At 39.2% G+C, this 16,794-nt stretch carries 13 protein-coding genes and 1 pseudogene; 4 read left to right on the forward strand and 10 right to left on the reverse strand.

Annotation, left to right across the window (positions count from 1 at the left end; translation table 11 throughout):
- Window positions 1-70: 70 nt before the first annotated feature.
- The 7 genes and pseudogenes from L1267_RS03590 to L1267_RS03625 all read right to left on the reverse strand — a co-directional run bounded on the left by L1267_RS03590 (window position 71) and on the right by L1267_RS03625 (window position 10,456).
- Entirely contained in the window at window positions 71-964 is an 894-nt protein-coding gene (locus L1267_RS03590) for an AAA family ATPase (protein WP_235382125.1), read from the reverse strand.
- A 7-nt stretch (window positions 965-971) separates the two neighbouring features.
- Window positions 972-1,367, reverse strand: coding sequence for a response regulator (locus tag L1267_RS03595; protein ID WP_135924536.1), 396 nt, complete (start codon window positions 1,365-1,367; stop codon window positions 972-974).
- A 519-nt stretch (window positions 1,368-1,886) separates the two neighbouring features.
- Window positions 1,887-3,202, reverse strand: a pseudogene (locus L1267_RS23730) (DUF3644 domain-containing protein).
- 422 nt (window positions 3,203-3,624) lie between these two features.
- Window positions 3,625-5,067: a sigma-54-dependent transcriptional regulator gene (locus tag L1267_RS03610; protein ID WP_235382183.1), complete on the reverse strand. Its 1,443-nt coding sequence runs from the start codon at window positions 5,065-5,067 to the stop codon at window positions 3,625-3,627.
- Window positions 5,068-5,075: 8 nt separating this feature from the next.
- Complete coding sequence (locus L1267_RS03615) at window positions 5,076-6,608, reverse strand: phospholipase D-like domain-containing protein (RefSeq protein ID WP_235382128.1); 1,533 nt, start codon at window positions 6,606-6,608, stop codon at window positions 5,076-5,078.
- Between the two features lie 12 nt (window positions 6,609-6,620).
- Complete coding sequence (locus L1267_RS03620) at window positions 6,621-7,631, reverse strand: hypothetical protein (protein WP_235382129.1); 1,011 nt, start codon at window positions 7,629-7,631, stop codon at window positions 6,621-6,623.
- A 95-nt stretch (window positions 7,632-7,726) separates the two neighbouring features.
- The gene (locus L1267_RS03625) at window positions 7,727-10,456 is read right to left on the reverse strand and encodes a DEAD/DEAH box helicase family protein (RefSeq protein ID WP_235382130.1); all 2,730 of its coding nucleotides are present in this window, start codon (window positions 10,454-10,456) and stop codon (window positions 7,727-7,729) included.
- A gap of 317 nt (window positions 10,457-10,773) precedes the next feature.
- Here L1267_RS03625 and L1267_RS03630 point away from each other — a divergent pair, with 317 nt between their 5' ends.
- The 4 genes from L1267_RS03630 to L1267_RS03645 all read left to right on the forward strand — a co-directional run bounded on the left by L1267_RS03630 (window position 10,774) and on the right by L1267_RS03645 (window position 13,826).
- Window positions 10,774-11,028: an AbrB/MazE/SpoVT family DNA-binding domain-containing protein gene (locus tag L1267_RS03630; protein WP_175078322.1), complete on the forward strand. Its 255-nt coding sequence runs from the start codon at window positions 10,774-10,776 to the stop codon at window positions 11,026-11,028.
- Window positions 11,028-11,381, forward strand: coding sequence for a type II toxin-antitoxin system PemK/MazF family toxin (locus tag L1267_RS03635; RefSeq protein WP_235382131.1), 354 nt, complete (start codon window positions 11,028-11,030; stop codon window positions 11,379-11,381). Before L1267_RS03630 ends, L1267_RS03635 begins: the two co-directional genes overlap by 1 nt.
- Before the next feature lie 73 nt (window positions 11,382-11,454).
- Complete coding sequence (locus tag L1267_RS03640; protein ID WP_235382132.1) at window positions 11,455-13,602, forward strand: TOTE conflict system archaeo-eukaryotic primase domain-containing protein; 2,148 nt, start codon at window positions 11,455-11,457, stop codon at window positions 13,600-13,602.
- On the forward strand, window positions 13,521-13,826 hold the full coding sequence (locus tag L1267_RS03645; protein WP_235382133.1) for a hypothetical protein: 306 nt from the start codon (window positions 13,521-13,523) through the stop codon (window positions 13,824-13,826). The genes L1267_RS03640 and L1267_RS03645 overlap by 82 nt, the downstream gene beginning before the upstream one ends.
- 807 nt (window positions 13,827-14,633) lie before the next feature.
- Here the strand turns inward: L1267_RS03645 and L1267_RS03650 are convergent.
- From L1267_RS03650 to L1267_RS03660, 3 genes are all read right to left on the reverse strand, one after another.
- Complete coding sequence (locus tag L1267_RS03650; protein ID WP_235382134.1) at window positions 14,634-14,888, reverse strand: hypothetical protein; 255 nt, start codon at window positions 14,886-14,888, stop codon at window positions 14,634-14,636.
- A 208-nt stretch (window positions 14,889-15,096) separates the two neighbouring features.
- Complete coding sequence (locus L1267_RS03655) at window positions 15,097-15,822, reverse strand: ATP-binding cassette domain-containing protein (RefSeq protein WP_235382135.1); 726 nt, start codon at window positions 15,820-15,822, stop codon at window positions 15,097-15,099.
- 132 nt (window positions 15,823-15,954) lie between these two features.
- The gene (locus L1267_RS03660; RefSeq protein ID WP_235382136.1) at window positions 15,955-16,668 is read right to left on the reverse strand and encodes an ATP-binding cassette domain-containing protein; all 714 of its coding nucleotides are present in this window, start codon (window positions 16,666-16,668) and stop codon (window positions 15,955-15,957) included.
- Between the last annotated feature and the right edge of the window lie 126 nt (window positions 16,669-16,794).

Raw genomic sequence — 16,794 nt, forward strand, 5'->3', positions numbered from 1 at the left:
TTCTTCAAAAATTTATTGAAAATGGATTGGCCAATTTCAGAAATAATAAAAGCAGGGCGCTTTAACATGCTTATAAGCTTACAGGCACATGATTTAATGCATAGCCACTATCTTGATTGTTCAAACCAAGGCGGTGATCAGTCACACTGCTAAATACAGCTTGAACATCCTCAGGTAACACAAAGTCACGTCCTTCAATATAAGCCCATGATTTCGCTGCACGCGAAATAGCAATACTGGCTCTTGGCGATAAAGGATTAACAAAATGAGAGCTTTGGCGTGTGTAATCAACCAGTTCTAAAATATAATCAACAACCGCGTTACTCAATGTAACTGAAGATATTTCTTTTTGAATAACAGCAAGTTGCTCAGGGGTAATGCGAACTGGTAATTCATCATAATTGCGGTTATTCAAACCTAAAATTAAGCTTTTTTCTGCTTGTTTATCAGGAAAGCCTAAGCTAATACGCATGAAAAAACGATCTAATTGTGACTCAGGTAACGGGTAAGTACCTGATTGATTTACTGGATTTTGTGTTGCGATAACAAAAAATGGAGAAGGCAGGGCATGTTTAACCGAATCAACAGTAACTTGTTTTTCTTCCATGGCTTCAAGTAACGCACTTTGTGTTTTAGGTCCCGCGCGATTTATTTCATCTGCTAACACAACCTGACTAAAAACAGGGCCTTGATGAAAAGAAAACGCATGTTCCTTTGCATCAAAAATATTTGTTCCTAGTATATCTGATGGAAGTAAATCACTGGTGAATTGAATACGTTGGTAAGATAACCCTAAGACTGCCGCAAGTGCATGAGATAATGTGGTTTTTCCCATCCCAGGTAAATCTTCAATTAATAAATGGCCTTCGCTAAACAAACAAGCTAGAGCAAGTTTAATTTGTTGTTGTTTACCAAGAATAACAGTAGATAGTTCATCTATAATAAGATTGATTGTTGAGTTCATAAACTACTTAACTTGCGATGGTTTCCATCATTTCTAGGCGCTTCATGACAGTATCGACTTTTTTGGCATTAAATGGTTTTGCAATAAAACCCTTAGCACCAAGTTCCCAAGTATTTTGCACATTCTCAAGACTATTATGGCCGGAACACATAACAACATGAGTATGTGGGTGATGGTCATTTAAGTATTCAAGGATCTCAGTGCCGTCTGTATTAGGAAGCTCAATATCTAGAAAGATAACATTTGGAGACTTTTCCTCAATAACAGTTTTTGCTGATTCAAAATCTCGGCTTTCTAAAATATCGTCAAAACCCAGACCAGTTAAAATTTGATTTAAATAATCTCTGATATCTTGCATATCATCAATTATCAAAATTGGCTCTAACGGTTTCACAAATTCCATATCGTTTACATCTTATCGTTACATCTCAAGTTGATAGTTTTAATATATGCTATGGAGTAGCTAAGCTCAAGAAACAGCCACGAATTAAATGAATAAGTTGATAAAACACTACCGCAATGTCCGATACCGTCTAGTATTGGACTTAGCGCACGCAGAGTATAGGTGTGGTTATCTATAGATGTATCACTTCCTATAATTTATATTATGTTAAATAAAGTATTTATCTTTATAAGCAGCCTCATTAGTCGTTGTAATTAGCACTTTAACTCTGGATCGATCCAGTCTTGTGTGTCAAAAATTCACACCACTATTCAACTGGTTACACATACATTAGATTTAAGGAATTTAAATTTTGATATTTTAACGCTGGATCCCTTTGTTGGGATTTGGTTTGAACAATTCTGCCATTTGATGGCTGAAAACTGACATTATTTGTATATGCTAATAACGCGACGCTACGTGAATTAAATTTAAATGCGTGCACCAACGCCTATTTATTTACGTAGCGCGTCATAACTTTCACTTTTTATTACGCCGGTTGTATTTCTCTTTAGCTTCTCTTACAAAGTTTTCGTTTTCTGTAATTCTCTTTCCAAGTTCATCGACCGCACTCATCGAATAAAGGTGTCTGTCTGATACTTTAATGTAATGATGATACTCGTTGTCGTTGGATTTCCATTTCAACTTATGAATACAAGCGTCGATACAGTTGGTGTTCAAAGATGGTTTTGCACCAGCTGTGTACACTAAGCAACGCCCTAGTTTTACGTCATCATACTTTTGCAGCTTCTCTAAAACGCTAGACAGCAATTTGCTTCGTGTAAATGAATGAGACTTTTCAGGGTTTACCGCTTTTTCTACCATCAGTACGTTCTTGAGATTCTCAATGTCTTCTTTCTTGCCATTGGCCTTGGCAAGTATCACCTGTGTTCCATTCTGATCCTGCGTATACATCAAAGACACGTTAATCGGTATGGCAAACGTAATGTCATCCGCTGCTTCGATATCTTGTTCTAATTGGCTAGCTAATTCTAATATTTGATCTGCGGCGGAGCCATAAAGTGACTTTAATAGTGACGCCGGTGGTAGTTGGAAATCTCCAACCAGAGATAACATGCCTGTATGTTGGGAAGAAATAAATGGCACTTCAGCGAATGACTCAAACTCAGCTGAAAAATTTAGTACGCCTGACTGGAATATTCTGGACGCAATCGATTGAATCTCTGGCATTAATAAATGAACAGCTCATCGCGCCAGTCCGCTATAATTTCAATATTGCGGCGAATATTATTCTTCTGCTCATAGATCCTGTCTAAGCACACACGTAACGGTATCGTGCGTTTCAATCCTTTCTTACCATTAACTTTTTCGTATATCTTGTGCTCACCATCTCTCTCAATTAGTTTAGCTTTTAATAATTGTTCCCATGCTGTACAGAACAACATCACAAAGCCATCGAGTTTATTCTCCAATGAGGGTCTGTTATACAACTCTAATGCCAGCATCATATTATCTTTAGACTTTTTAAGTAGAGCCTTGGCTAGATTGCTTTTACACTTATGCCCAAGTTCTTGAAAGTGCTTGCTTTGAGATAACCGCTTCTTAAACTCAGTTAGCGTAATACCAACGGTATTTATTGCCTCAAACTTATTAGCCGAAACCTCAACCAAGAATTGTGATATCTGACGCTTGTTTAAATATGTCTTAAATGTATTTGCCTCCCAACCGGTGGCAGCAATTACATCTTCACGACTAAACAGTTGTCCAGCGTTTTGCTTTTTCTGTAGAAAGGTAAAGAATTTTTGTTGTCGATCATCCTTTTTCTTAACTGACATCCCTACTCTCCTATTGCCGTAGCCTCGATTTCCTTCAGAAGCGTTTGTTATGTGCCTAATTCAACGATTGATTATAAGGTGTTAGACATAAGGCAATCAAAGTTTAGTTATCTTTACTATAGATTAGCGCGAAGTGTTTCCAATTGCTCGGAAGTGTCACTAAAATCTCAGAAGTGTCACTAATTTTTTAGACTAATCAATTTAATTAAAATACTTTTATGTTTCTGCGCTTAAACATAGGGTGTCATATCTGTACTGGCTCGCCATAATATTGCTTTTTACACTATTACGTCGGATATTGTCATTAATAGTGCTTTTTTTCATTGTTATGAGTCAATCGTGTGTCTAGTTTATGGTGTCGATTCAGTTAGTTAAATCAGACTGTAATTCATTACAGTTTGACTTAGTCTAATAAAAACGAATCAACGACTTTCTCGCATATACTTTTGTAGGGTTTTTGGATCCACCTTCAATGCTTCTGCGGCTTTAACCCATGTACCGAATTGCTTTTTGGCTACTATTGCAAATTCCTTATGAAACGCTTTCGTTAACTCATCCTTAGTTGTCTTGGTTAAATCACCAAATGCAAACCTTGTGTCAGGACTATCCTCCTGGATAACAGGCTCGCCCAACGCAGCTAATGAGCTAGAGATTGCCGACTCTGTAGTTTGAGAGCTCAAAAACGCACAAGACATGTATGCCAGCTTTTTTAGGTCACGTAAGTTACCTGGTAAATATGCCGAGTTAAAAAACTGGATTAATTCATTTGACACCGGAGCTTCCGCAGGCAGATTGGGGTTAACATTAACTTCCTGCCAGATTCTTTGCCAATCCGACAGAATATCTTCTCTGCATGCACGAAGTGGAGGTATTGATATTGTCAGCATTGATACACGATCAAAGAAATCAGCATCGAGTATCGTTGCCAATTGCTCAAGTGATTTATTACTCGCACAAACTAGCTCGAAGTCTGATGCTTCCTCAGTGTCACTTCCAACAGGGCGAAAACTGTGATGGTTATCTTGAAGCACTCGAACCAGCTTTCGCTGAACCGAAGTTGGTAAATCTTGAATCTCATCTAAGAACAATACTTTTCCATTTGCTTCTTTCAAAAGCCCATTGCGATCCTTTTCCGCGCCAGTGAATGCCCCTTTTACGTGGCCAAACAACATACTATCAACCACCTGAGAATCTAACCCACCACATGCAAGCGTAACAACCTGCTTGTGCTTCACCTTACCAACAACAGTCTCTATTAACCTCGTTTTCCCTATACCACGTTCCCCCAATACAAGTAACGGAGCTTTAGAGACGCTAGAGAACTGTTTTAACGTTTGTAGTGCATCCTGTCTTGCTTTTGATTTAGGGTCTAAATCGTAAAGGGCGTAACCGCCCTCCGAATTTGAAATGGCGGTGATCTCTGCCAAATACGTGTTTACGCTGAAATCAACTTTTGCAATGCTCGTTCTTTTTGTATCGGGGTTATATTGTGATGACCAGAGGATTGTTCCATGTGGGAAATGCCCCCTTGCATGAAAAATCAACCAAACTGCATGCATGGCCGGAGTTCCCGGCGAAATATTGATATGAAGGTGCTGCTCAAGCTTTAGTGTTGGGATGATCTCAGATTCTATTGCGTGATAAATTTCTTTGTGATCAGCTGGGTTCTCAAGATCTACAATTCGAAAGCTAATCTGAATATCGCCAAACTCATGCTCTTTGTAGTGGCTGTTATCATCAGCTGACTGAGTTAGAACTATCACTTTATTAATAGAAACTTTACGGTTTTTAAGCCGCTTTAACGCTTCATCTAATACTTCAACTCCAGCTCTTTTTGAGTGCCAACAAAGTAGCGTGTTTATCATATCCACAGTTACGCCTCCAATACGATTCGGGCATTTGGCAATTCAATTTGCTTCAGACTTTTTGCTAAGGCAAAGTCAGACTCTTTGCGTACAGTAATAGCTAGCTGTTTTTTTGTCAGTCGAACAACCTTTGGCTCATAACTTTTTCTGGATGAGCCTGTATCCTGCTTTTTGGAAGTTTCATCCTTAGCTGTTGGTGGTCTGAAATACTCTGAACTTTTGTTAGTGATAACAGGCGGCTCTATTCGCCATTTATACTCAATCTTGTGAGAGGTATTTTCCCGCCAGTTTGCATTAGGTATGTTTGGTTGTTTATCCATATCAGACAGACAATCTGCTTTTATAGGCGATAACTCAACAACGTCTACTTCGCTAACTGAATACCTCTTGAATGCATTATTTTCCCAAGCTTCAAAACCACCAGAAATAATCCCTAGATTCATATCTATATTCAATTCATTGTGGCTATTAGTTAAAAACACATCTAAGCAGTTCATCAGCTCTTTTACCTGAGTACCGGTGAGTTTTACGCCTAACTCAAAGCCTTGATCCATACCATGCGCTTGAAAATTGGCCGACATCACCATGCCATGCATACCATCCACTACAATCGCCTTGGCATGCAGCCATTTAAAACACATCACCGATGCACCAGCCTGTTTCATAGCCAACAACGCTGGCATGGCTGCGGGTCTTTGGCGAGATAGAATGGTGACTTTTAGCCCCGACTTAGCACGTTCACAAATTGTTTTTACAAGCTGATGGTCTTCTTGCCATCCAAAACTGGATATGATGAGTTCTTTTTCCGCTTGATTGATCAACGCTAATGCGTGTTCCCTAATTCGAGCGCCTTCACTAGATGTGACCAGTATTTCAGTTAATTCCCTTGGATATCCTACATTGCCTGGCGACTTGTATGCTGAAAATTCACCAGGACTTGTCATATGGTGCTGCGCACTCTCGAAGATTGCCCAGCGAAACACTTTCACGATCTCATCTATTTGATGCTGAGAAAGCGAGACACCTAACTCTTCATTACGTTTAAGTGCTTCTTCTGTAAGGTTTGCCGTTAACAGTAACCCTTTCGCATTACTGGTTTCATGCAATGCGTCTATGACAACAGCCTTTGCGTGAAAATGTGGTGCAGATGCAAAGTGAACATGTCCGGACAATTTGTTTAACATTTGCTTATGCTGCACAAGACACTTTTTACCAAAGTCATCATCAGGCACATCGCCATCAAGACGAGTCTCACATGCCAATAGTATATACACACGAACTTTGCGCTTTGCAGCTTTTAGGACAGCCGATTCGACATTCTCATCCGCAAGCAAAAACGTACTAAGAATAACCGAGTGCTCGGCATTATCGATTAATTCGACAACTCTTGATTGCAGCTCATTGCAGAACAAAGAGCTATTAATAGGTTGTGGTTCAGTTACCTGTTTAGGTAAAACAGGCAAAAGCACAGGGGGCAATTTGGTATTTGATTGATCAACAATCTTGGTTTCTGTCTTAGTAAACTTTTCAATTAGATTCATCACTATTATTCCTTATAGGTTCCAATCATGGGCAGCAATTACATGCCAGGTATGCTGATTTTGCTGGTCTTCTTCAATCCAAAACTGATTTGCTAGTTCAGCCCTATCAGGTAGTGTAAAATTCCAATCTCTAAAAGGTTCGAGTGCTTTCTCTCTCCAAATTCGGTATTTGCTATTAGTGGCATACATATTGATATTTTTCTCTAATCTCCATTCAGCCCACTTTCTAGCATCCAATTCAGTCAATGCTGATATAGAAATATTGTGTAACTTCATCGCATCAAACGAGCCCGACTTGTGAACAGATGGTCTTTTTACACTTACCGAGCGTTTCATATTGATTCGCTCAGATTCAGTAGTATTTTCAAAAACCACTGACAAGATTTCCATTTGCTCATCCCATTGTTCAAGCAAGCCCTCACTATGCATAAGTACTTTCAAAACTTGCTGACGACTGATTGGTTCAACCCGACGTGAAAAAATAAGATCTTTTCCTCGCTTCACATCGACATTGCCATCAGTCACATTCCATTCGATGTAATACGGTTTTCCTTGAGGTGAGATGCGCTCACCTTTGAATTCAATTTTGTCAACGCGTACTTCCGAGCCACCACCTATTGGTTCAACCTTCTGGCCACGAACGTCTTTAACTAGTTGAGGAACCTCAACTAGTCGCTTTGCTCTTTCATTTAACTCGTTTCTGTTTTTTCCAAGTCCGATTGACGCTGCACTAGGCTCTGTGTGCGCTTCAATAGTAAGAAGTGGATGAGGTAATAAAGGCTCATGACAAACGCAAAGGCTCCAACATCCATCTTCTGGCACGAGGATTTGATCTTTCTCAAGAGCAATCAGTCCTGATTCAGTGAGCCTGTATTGGTCTCGACTAGACTCAGCAAGCCCATATAACTGACATATATTTAGTAATCTATCAGCAACGACACGACGTCCGATTTTGTCTCCAAATAAATGCTCGGAACACTCAGCTGAACTCGCATTCGGATAATCGTGAAGGAATTGCAGCACGCAGTTTATTTCTGGACGGCTATCTGCCAGCGCGATTTCACCCTGTATGAGCCAAGTTTCAGTTTTGATTTCTCGTTTTAGTATGATGTCATGGCTCATAGTGCCTCCTGTGATTCAGTCTTGATTGTTGTAGACCAGTAAGAATTGCTAGCAAAAGTACCTAACACACCCGATGCCTTTTGCATTGCAGAGCGGTTTCCGTACACAATGAGCTGATGCTTGGCTCTCGTAATTGCCACATTCAAGCGATTTGGGCTTTCGAGAAAACTCGTGGGATGATTATTTGCGAAACTAAGCATGACAAAGTCAGCCTCATGTCCCTGAAAACGGTCTGCGGTACATATCTGAATATCAATATACGGTGAGGATTTCTCACCTCGATAGAAATGCCTTACTCCATGATGATTTCCCGTCCACTTTCGTAAAGCTCGACGTATAGCTCGCTCTTGCGCCCGATAGAAAGCCAAAACAGCAACTTCCCAAGGCTTTTGTTGGTTTCTCTCAACATTTGGGTTTGATTTTGCCCAAGAATCAAAGCGACTTAATTCTTTTAATATTTCTCCTACTTCAGCGGTGATTTCACCTTCTTTGCCTTTTCGGCCTTTTACATCGTGCCATATACAACGATGTGAGCCGTTTCGGTATCCCCAGTCCCGCTTTTCAGCTTGGCCATCAGGACTTTGCAGTGCTTTTTCATGGTATATATGTACTCGGGAAAATTCGGCAATGTCTGGATGCATCCTGTGCTGATAACTAAGCCGTATTTGTCGTTGATTTAAAACACTGGCTGGAAGTCCATCAGACAGAGCGGTGCCTTGTTTCTGATACTCTGTTCGTTCAAATCCAACTTGCAGTGATTCAAGAATAGAAGGCAGTGCTATCCTACGTACCCTGTCTATTGCAGTGAACGTATCTTTTTCTGAGTCAAATGGTAGTAGCGCTTTGATATCTTCCTCTAACTTGTTAGCAGTTTTAGAACTTCCGTTAGATTCTGTATTTAGGCGCTGTTCGTACATACGAGCCAGTCGCCACGCTAACTGAGATTCCCAGCTATCGGACTCGGTCTTGATTTTTGTACGACTTAATCTCGAATGCGCTTCAAGTCGCATTTCTAACTTTTTCGGTAACGCAGGCAGTCCCCTTATGGTCGTCAAATCTAGGGGAAGGTGATTAGCATTCTGAGCGATGAACGCTGACGAACCAAGGACTACTGATGCGTAAGGGAGATCTGTCTTCGGTCCTTTAGATGATGCAACTAATACATTTTTGGCCTTTGCTTGCTGATGATAAAATTCAATTGTCTTTTCATCGTCAGTGCAAACCAAGGATACTTCTCGTTTCTGAATATTGATTTGTCGAGCTGAGAAAACATCTGCGCATGCTTCTCGCTGATAACTATCCTGTAAACATGGCTGCAAATTTACTTCGGTAGCTTCATCATCAACATAAGGTGAAAGCTGTTTTGGGTCTCCCACCATGATCCAGCGCTTAGCAAGTACCGCGGGCACCAAAAACTCTTGAAAAGTTGTTTTTGATGCTTCATCAATAATCATCACATCGAAGATTGGCGATGTTGATTGTTTATTTTTGATATCAGGATGCTGAAGCAACCCAATAGTCGTCCCGCAAACTAAATTCGCCGCTTCAAGAACAAGACGCTCAACAATATGTTTACCTTCACCGACCTTACTTTTAAGTAACTTCTGACTAACTGAAATGTGCGGTTGTTGCTGAAGATGTTTTAGCAATCTTGTGCGTTCAGTTTTAACAAACTCTTCCAATTGCCATGGCTTTGCCTTTTGAGAAACACTTGATTTATCTCCAATCCGTACAGGTAACACCATGTCGCGATAAATATTTTCTTCAGACATCATTCGTTCAAGAACATTGTCAACAGCAACGTGTGTTGATGCACAAAGTAAGATCCGCTTACCTCGCTTTATGAATTGAAGAATCAGTTCGCAAATGGCTGTAGTTTTGCCAGATCCTGGGGGGCCTTCAAGGAAGGCAAAGTCTGGTGTATTGAGTGCAATATTTACAAACTCACGCTGCTGAGATGTTCCCTCTCTTGCACCATCGGTAAGAACGTAGTAGTCATCGTTAAAAAAGTGCTCATCATAAGGAACATTCGGCCACTTAGCATGATCCTTACCTTCAAACAGCCTCAATAGCGGAAGATGGTGAATAGAAGGGGTGTCTTGTAAGCTTTGTAATGCATTAATCTGACACTTTAACTGGTATGTGTTTGGACGAATAACCAAATAGTCGTGGTCAGGTAAACGATCCAATAACAAGCTGTCATTCTCTACATTTCTGTCTAGGACTGAAATTGCGTTGGATTTATTGAATCCAACATTGCTTTGTGATTTCCCAGTCAAATGCCAACCATAACCGTCTGGACACTCATACGACGACAGCCCATTGCCTAATTCACTCGCAATTTCGTCCGCGTGCTCCTCAGTTGCATAAGCCATTTTAGCTTTACCGTGACTTCTACAATTTGGGCATTCTCTAGCGGCACTACCCACGGCTTTCCATCTAGCGGGGCTTGCTTCGTATACCGTGTCGGTACTTTCATCTAAAAAGAGCTTTAAGTTCTTTTCGAAATCACCGCAGTTATCGGCAGGCTCAACTAATTGTATCCATACTCCACTTTGAGCATCGTCCAGCTTTTCCCAAGCTATCGCTTTAACAGCCTTCGTACTTTCTAGGTATTTTCGAGTGGTGTCTAAATACTTATAAAAGTCACCAAGACCACTCACTGCTTTACTAAGCAGGATGTCTGGCCTGTGAATTCCTAAGTTTGCGTATCTCAATAACGCCATCTCACTTCCTCTGTTTTAATTAATAACACTCCTTTATTATCAAACATCATACCAACCAACTTTAATTAATCAATATATTGAAATATATATGTAAATTTATAACTGGCAGATTTTGGTGGGTGTATTTCTACACCTATGGGAATTTAAAATAACCATGTGCAAATCTGGCTTTTAATGAAGTTAATCCTTGCTGGTAAATTGTTATATCGGGTGAATAGTTAGCAAAGGAGCTTGTTTGTTATAACAAAGTTGACACTGAAGATAGGTGGCGTACAATAAATCATGTTATAACAATATACTTACTTAAGAGGTGAAATATGCGCACTCAAGTACGAAAAATCGGTAATAGTCTTGGCAATATAATCCCTGCCGCTTTCATCAAACAACTCGGCTTAGTTGAAGGGGCTGACATTGAGGTTAAAGCCGATGGAAAGAAAATTATTATTGAACCAATCAAACGTCAAAAGAAGCGCTTTCCGTTCAGTGAGCGAGAGTTATTAAATGGTTTAGATGCTCATACAGCTCATGCTGATGAGCTGGCGTTAGTATCGGGGAAAGAGTTGGGTGAGTAATGGCTCAGTATGTACCTAAACGAAATGAAATTATTTGGCTAGATTTTGAGCCAGTGAAAGGTAAAGAGATTGGGAAGTATCGCCCTGCATTAGTCCTTTCAAGTAAAGAATACAATCAGCAAACGGGGTTGTTAATTTGCTGCCCTATTAGTACCAGTATTCGAGGTCAAGCTACTGAAGTACCAGTAAATAACCTCGATAAACCAAGTGTTGTAGCTTCCAGTTTGATCCAAACTCTTTCGTGGAAAGATCGTAGTGCGAAAAAAATTACCACAGCTGAAAATGGTGTAATGGAAGATGTTTTATTACGGCTTATCCCGTTGATTGGGGCTGAATCGTTATTCGATGAATAACGACGGGGAATCATGGATTTTAAGCATCAAGTTAACGGCCTAATTTAGTGAAGAATATAAAAAGGTCAATATCATGAGCACCCCAGAGCAGCGCCTTGCAAATATTAAAGCTGAACTGGAAGATATTGAAACTCGTAAAGCGGCGTTACTTGAGGAAAGCCGTCTACTGACCCAGCAATTGACAGCTGAACAGGCTCACTACTTTAACCAATACGCTGATCCGAGAGCTAAGCTTGCCTTATTTCAAAACTACTTTCGCGGTCGGAATAATATCTATCCGTTTCGTTGGGAATCAAAACAAGGTAAATCGGGCTACTCTCCATCATGTGCCAACGAATGGAAAGCTGGAGTCTGCAACAAACCTAAAATTGCCTGTTCTGAATGTCATCATCAAGCTTTTCATCCATTAGATGAAAATGCCATAAACGCGCATCTGCGTGGGCAACGAACAATTGGTATCTATCCTTTAACTGAGCAAAACCAATGCTATTTTCTAGCTTTTGATTTCGATAAAGCTGATTGGTTTGATGCGATAACCGCCTTACGCCAAGTATGTGATTCGTTACACATTCCGAATTTAGTTGAAAAATCACGAAGTGGTCACGGTGGCCATCTTTGGCTGTTCTTCGAAGCAGCAACAAATGCTAAAACTGCTCGGCAGCTAGGTACAGCCCTGCTTAATCTGACCATGGATAATTATCCGACTCTTAATTTTGATTGTTTTGATCGAATGTTTCCCAACCAAGATGAATTACCTGAAGGTGGTTTCGGTAACCTCATCGCCCTACCTTTGCAGAAACAACCACGTATGCTAGGTAATGCTTCATTTATAGATAAGAATGGAGAAGTGATTGGTGATCAATGGCAGGCGTTGGCAAGTACAGACAAAATTACTGCGGATGTCATGCTCACATTGCTTGAGCGAATTAAAGAATACATCACCATTGAACCACAAGAGCTAGACAGTAAACCATGGGAAAAACAATCGCCTTCTATTTCAACGAAAATACAAAGTTGCCCTGACTCAATAGAAATAATACTGGCTGACAAGCTATACATCGCTACCGATCCACTTCCCAGCCAACTGATCGCAAGTCTCAAAAAACTAGCCGTATTTGGTAATCCTGAATTTTTTAAACGCCAAGCAATGCGCTTTTCAACCATTGGTGTCCCGCGATATTTGTGTGCAGCGCATATTGAATCGGGCTACTTACAACTACCTCGTGGATTGCAATCTCAGGTTGAAAACTTACTGGATAAACAAGAGTGCTCTGTTTCTTATCAGGATAAACGGCAGAACGGTCAATCTTTGTCAGAGGTCAAATTTACGGGTGTGCTTCGTGCTCAGCAAACCAAAGCATTAAAAGCGTTAATGGCAAATGAAACAGGGTTGGTTATTGCAAATACCGGATTTGGAAAAACTGTTGTTGCTTTGGCATTAGCTGCCAAGCGTGAAGTTAACACATTAGTCTTGGTTCATAACAAAGCGCTTGCAGAACAATGGATAGAACGGTGTAAAATTTTCCTAAATGAATTTCAGATGGGCTCTTTACTCGGTGGTAAAGATAAACTCACGGGGTTATTGGATGTCGCTACTTATCAAAGCCTTATCGGTCGGAATGGCGTCGATATTAATGAGAAAGTTTATCAATACGGCCAAATCATTGTTGATGAGTGCCATCATATCCCTGCATCAAACTACGAGACATTACTAAAGAACGTATTACCAAAATATATCCTTGGATTCACAGCAACGCCTAAGCGCCAAGATGGCTTAGAGAAGCTTATGTACTTTCAATTAGGAGATGTGCTATTTGAATCAAAACCAGATAGCGTGAAATTTTCACAAATGGCATATCGATGTGATACGGGTACGTCTTTTCCTAAAACCTGGTTGGATGGTTCCGAGGCAATCAAGATCACACAGGTCTATCAGTACTTGCAAGATCATGAAGAACGTAGTCTTCTTATTGCGAATCAAATATCTGAAGTGGTTCAACTGGATAGAAAATGTTTAGTACTCAGTGAGCGCAAAGAACATATCAGTATTATATCGAAATTATTGAAAGCAAAAGGTATCTCAGCCATTGAGCTACACGGCGGTGTAACTCCAAAAATCCTAAGCAGCGAATTGCTGATATGCAAGCAGGTTTACCGAACAAGACCGTCGTCATCGCTACAGGGAAATATGTTGGCGAAGGTTTTGATTTACCATATTTAGATTCTCTTTTTCTCGCCTTACCCATTTCATGGAAGGGTACGGTTGCGCAATATGCTGGCCGTATCCAAAGACATCATCCAGGCAAATCAGAAGTAACTGTATATGATTTTGTAGATGATTTGCCAATGCTTCAACGAATGTGGAAAAAGCGAGCTAACGGTTACAAAGCTGTTGGTTACACTGTTTTAGAAAAAGCCCAAGAAAGAAATAAAAAGCTTATTTAAAACAGTTCGTGAGCACTGATTAAAAACTCGACATTATTAGCATTTTCATATATTATATCTCTGTTCATCTATTTTCTTGCAGCCCCTTATTTACGTGGCTTCTAGGTTATTTTAAGTAGGATCCAGCGTTATCATTTAAAAAACACATTGGATCCTGTCTTATGGTGTCATTTTTAAAAAAGTGATCCAGTCAAAACTCAAAAAAACACCTTTAAAATCAGTAGAACTGATCCAATCTTAAAGTGCCATTTACATCGTTAGATTTTAAGGTTTTTTAGCCCCTTTTTTGCTTAATTTGGTTTTTCACGATTTCTTTGTTTCTATAAAATGCTTATTTCTATTTCGTAAATCTATCACCCTGAGCCTGACTTACTTCATTTCCATGAGCATATTACGAGATCATTTTACTGACATACAAATTGTTAGATGGTTTGTAGCTTTCTTAATAGCAGCAAATACAGCAAAGTCTGTATTAATTATGGTTAACTTAATAGCTCAAAGATTAGGTTTATTATTAGCTTCTACATAAGCAATTTTCTTTTTTGGTTACTTCAAATTGTTTAACTCTTAACTTAAATCTAAATTTATATTCGTTATAAAGTGCATCAGTTTCACTTTTATTTTTGAGCTTTATTTCTTCAAGATTATGAATTGTATTGATCACATTATCTATACTTGTTGATTTGTGAATGACAGAAATTAAATGCTCTAGGTTTGTTTTAACATCATTATAATCAACGAGGTGTTCTTCGAGGATTTTCTCAGCTTCAGCATTTATGAACTCATAATCTTCATGTTCGTCAAGATCTAATAAAAAGCTTCATTGCAAAGCTCTCTAACTCGATTAGACGAAATGGTTTGATCAGCTGTCATTTCTGAAATCAGCTTTATTGCATCTCTTTTAAGTGTGTTTAATTCTAAAAACTCATTATGTAACCTTGTTTCTTTAGCATTTTTAAAAGTTATAACACTTATGTAAATCGCTGCACAACCAATGAGCATTGTAATTAGTGGCTGTAAATAGCCGCTAATGATCAAAGCACATTCTATAAACTTGATCATTCTTACGTCCTTTTGGAGAAAGTTTTGATAAGTTTTATCTTAACGTAATCAATACATAATTTATTGTGTAACGGCGACTTCTTGGTAATTTGTAAACCAAGGGTAAAAGCCGAAGCAATAAAAACATGGTTAGTGGCTTTAAATTTCATTGTCATTCCTTGTAATCTACCTACAACCACCCTAGTACGCATATTTTTAAATGACTATTTTATAGAACAATTTGCCTATTACAGCCGATGCTTTCTACAAAGTAATTATCATGACTTACTAGGATAAATCCGCCTTTAAAGTTTTGTAATGATTGAGCCAAGAGCTGTTTTGATTCAAGGTCTAGATGATTATCTGGCTCATCGAGTAACAAAAATGCGGTGCTTTCAATATTACTGACGATACACATGGCAAGCTTCATTTTTTCACCGCCACTTAAATGTGTCGCTTGCTTGAATACGTCATGTTTTCTAAAGCCTAAGCTTGCTAATAATGTACGTGCGGTGCTTTCATCAAGGGTCTTACAGTAGGATTTTAAGTTATCAAGCAAAGTTAGCTCTGCCTTAATTAAGGAAAAGTACTGATCTAAATACAACAACGGGCTATTCCTATGTATGTGCCCTGCTCTCATTTTTAACTCATCTGTTAAGGTTTTTAGTAGCGTCGATTTTCCTGCGCCATTTACACCAATTAAGTGTATTTTTTCATTATTGAATATCTGTAGGTTAATGGGGGTTTGCGACCCATATTGTAAAATTACGTTTTCAAGATTTAGTGCGTTTCGTTGTTTAGTGTCAGGATTATTAAAGTAAAACTGCTGTTGTTTTATTTGTTCGAGCTGGCTAACTATATGTTTTTTATTACTATTAAGTAGCTCTTCTCGCTTTGCGGTATTTTTATTTTGCGAAGATAAATTAGCGCTCGCTTTATCTTTTTTAGCATCCATAAGCACTTTAGGTTGGCTACCAGATTTTCTTGTTACTACACCTTTAGCGGTTCTTTTTGCTGCTTTTTGTTTGCTGCGCTGCTGCTCTAATAGCAGTTTATTTTGCTCTTTAGTAGTATGAGATAGCTTATTTTAAAGCGCTGCTACCTGGTAGTTTTTTTGGGTAACGTAATCACTAAAACCGGTGCCAAACACTGATAACCCCATAGATGTGAGTTCCCATATTTCATCGGCTACTTGAAGTATTTCACGGTCATGACTTATTAAAAGTAGCTGCCCAGTGAATTGTTCTATGTGATTTAAAAGCCAGCTTTTACCTTGTTTATCTAAATGATTAGAAGGTTCATCAAGGATTATAATGTCATGGTGTATGGTAAATAGCGCCCATAATCTGAGTTGGCTTAGTTGACCGCCACTTAATGCTGTTGCACAGCTGTTCGCATTAATACCATAAATGCCTAAACGAGTTAACTCAGCATAAAATCGCTCGGGCAGATCCCAAAATCCATCAAGTAAGTTAAGTTCGTGCTCTGTAAAATGACCGTTATTTATTTGCTGTAATGCTTTGAAATAGTGGTTAAGCCCTAGTGCGTCTATAATCGTTTTATTTTTTAATGTGTGACTATCAACTAGTTGCTCATAAAAACCAAGTTGACCATTGCAAACAACATTACCCGACGACGGGATAAGGCGATTACAAAGTAGCGATGCTAATACTGACTTCCCTACACCATTTCGCCCTACTAAAGCTGTTGTTTTAGCATTTAACGACACTGAAATATTATTCAGAACTTGGCCGCCATTGGCGTGTTGATAAGATAAGTTGGCTGCTTGTAATTTTGGCATACTGCCTCCTGTTATACAGGGACAGTGATACAATTCGTTTAATTATAAAGCGAATTGAACTAAGCGTATGACCACCAAAATGGTAATTGATTTATACTACTGACAAGAGTGAGCAACGCCTACTAG

This window comes from Pseudoalteromonas sp. OFAV1, assembly GCF_021532595.1.
GTDB lineage: Bacteria > Pseudomonadota > Gammaproteobacteria > Enterobacterales > Alteromonadaceae > Pseudoalteromonas > Pseudoalteromonas lipolytica_C.

Bases quoted from the DNA above. Each gene is read 5' to 3' on its own strand.
- L1267_RS03590 (WP_235382125.1), bottom strand. From the start codon at position 964: ATGAACTCAACAATCAATCTTATTATAGATGAACTATCTACTGTTATT.
- L1267_RS03595 (WP_135924536.1), bottom strand. From the start codon at position 1,367: ATGGAATTTGTGAAACCGTTAGAGCCAATTTTGATAATTGATGATATG.
- L1267_RS03610 (WP_235382183.1), bottom strand. From the start codon at position 5,067: ATGATAAACACGCTACTTTGTTGGCACTCAAAAAGAGCTGGAGTTGAA.
- L1267_RS03615 (WP_235382128.1), bottom strand. From the start codon at position 6,608: ATGAATCTAATTGAAAAGTTTACTAAGACAGAAACCAAGATTGTTGAT.
- L1267_RS03625 (WP_235382130.1), bottom strand. From the start codon at position 10,456: ATGGCGTTATTGAGATACGCAAACTTAGGAATTCACAGGCCAGACATC.
- L1267_RS03630 (WP_175078322.1), top strand. From the start codon at position 10,774: ATGCGCACTCAAGTACGAAAAATCGGTAATAGTCTTGGCAATATAATC.
- L1267_RS03635 (WP_235382131.1), top strand. From the start codon at position 11,028: ATGGCTCAGTATGTACCTAAACGAAATGAAATTATTTGGCTAGATTTT.
- L1267_RS03640 (WP_235382132.1), top strand. From the start codon at position 11,455: ATGAGCACCCCAGAGCAGCGCCTTGCAAATATTAAAGCTGAACTGGAA.
- L1267_RS03645 (WP_235382133.1), top strand. From the start codon at position 13,521: ATGCAAGCAGGTTTACCGAACAAGACCGTCGTCATCGCTACAGGGAAA.
- L1267_RS03650 (WP_235382134.1), bottom strand. From the start codon at position 14,888: ATGATCAAGTTTATAGAATGTGCTTTGATCATTAGCGGCTATTTACAG.
- L1267_RS03655 (WP_235382135.1), bottom strand. From the start codon at position 15,822: ATGGATGCTAAAAAAGATAAAGCGAGCGCTAATTTATCTTCGCAAAAT.
- L1267_RS03660 (WP_235382136.1), bottom strand. From the start codon at position 16,668: ATGCCAAAATTACAAGCAGCCAACTTATCTTATCAACACGCCAATGGC.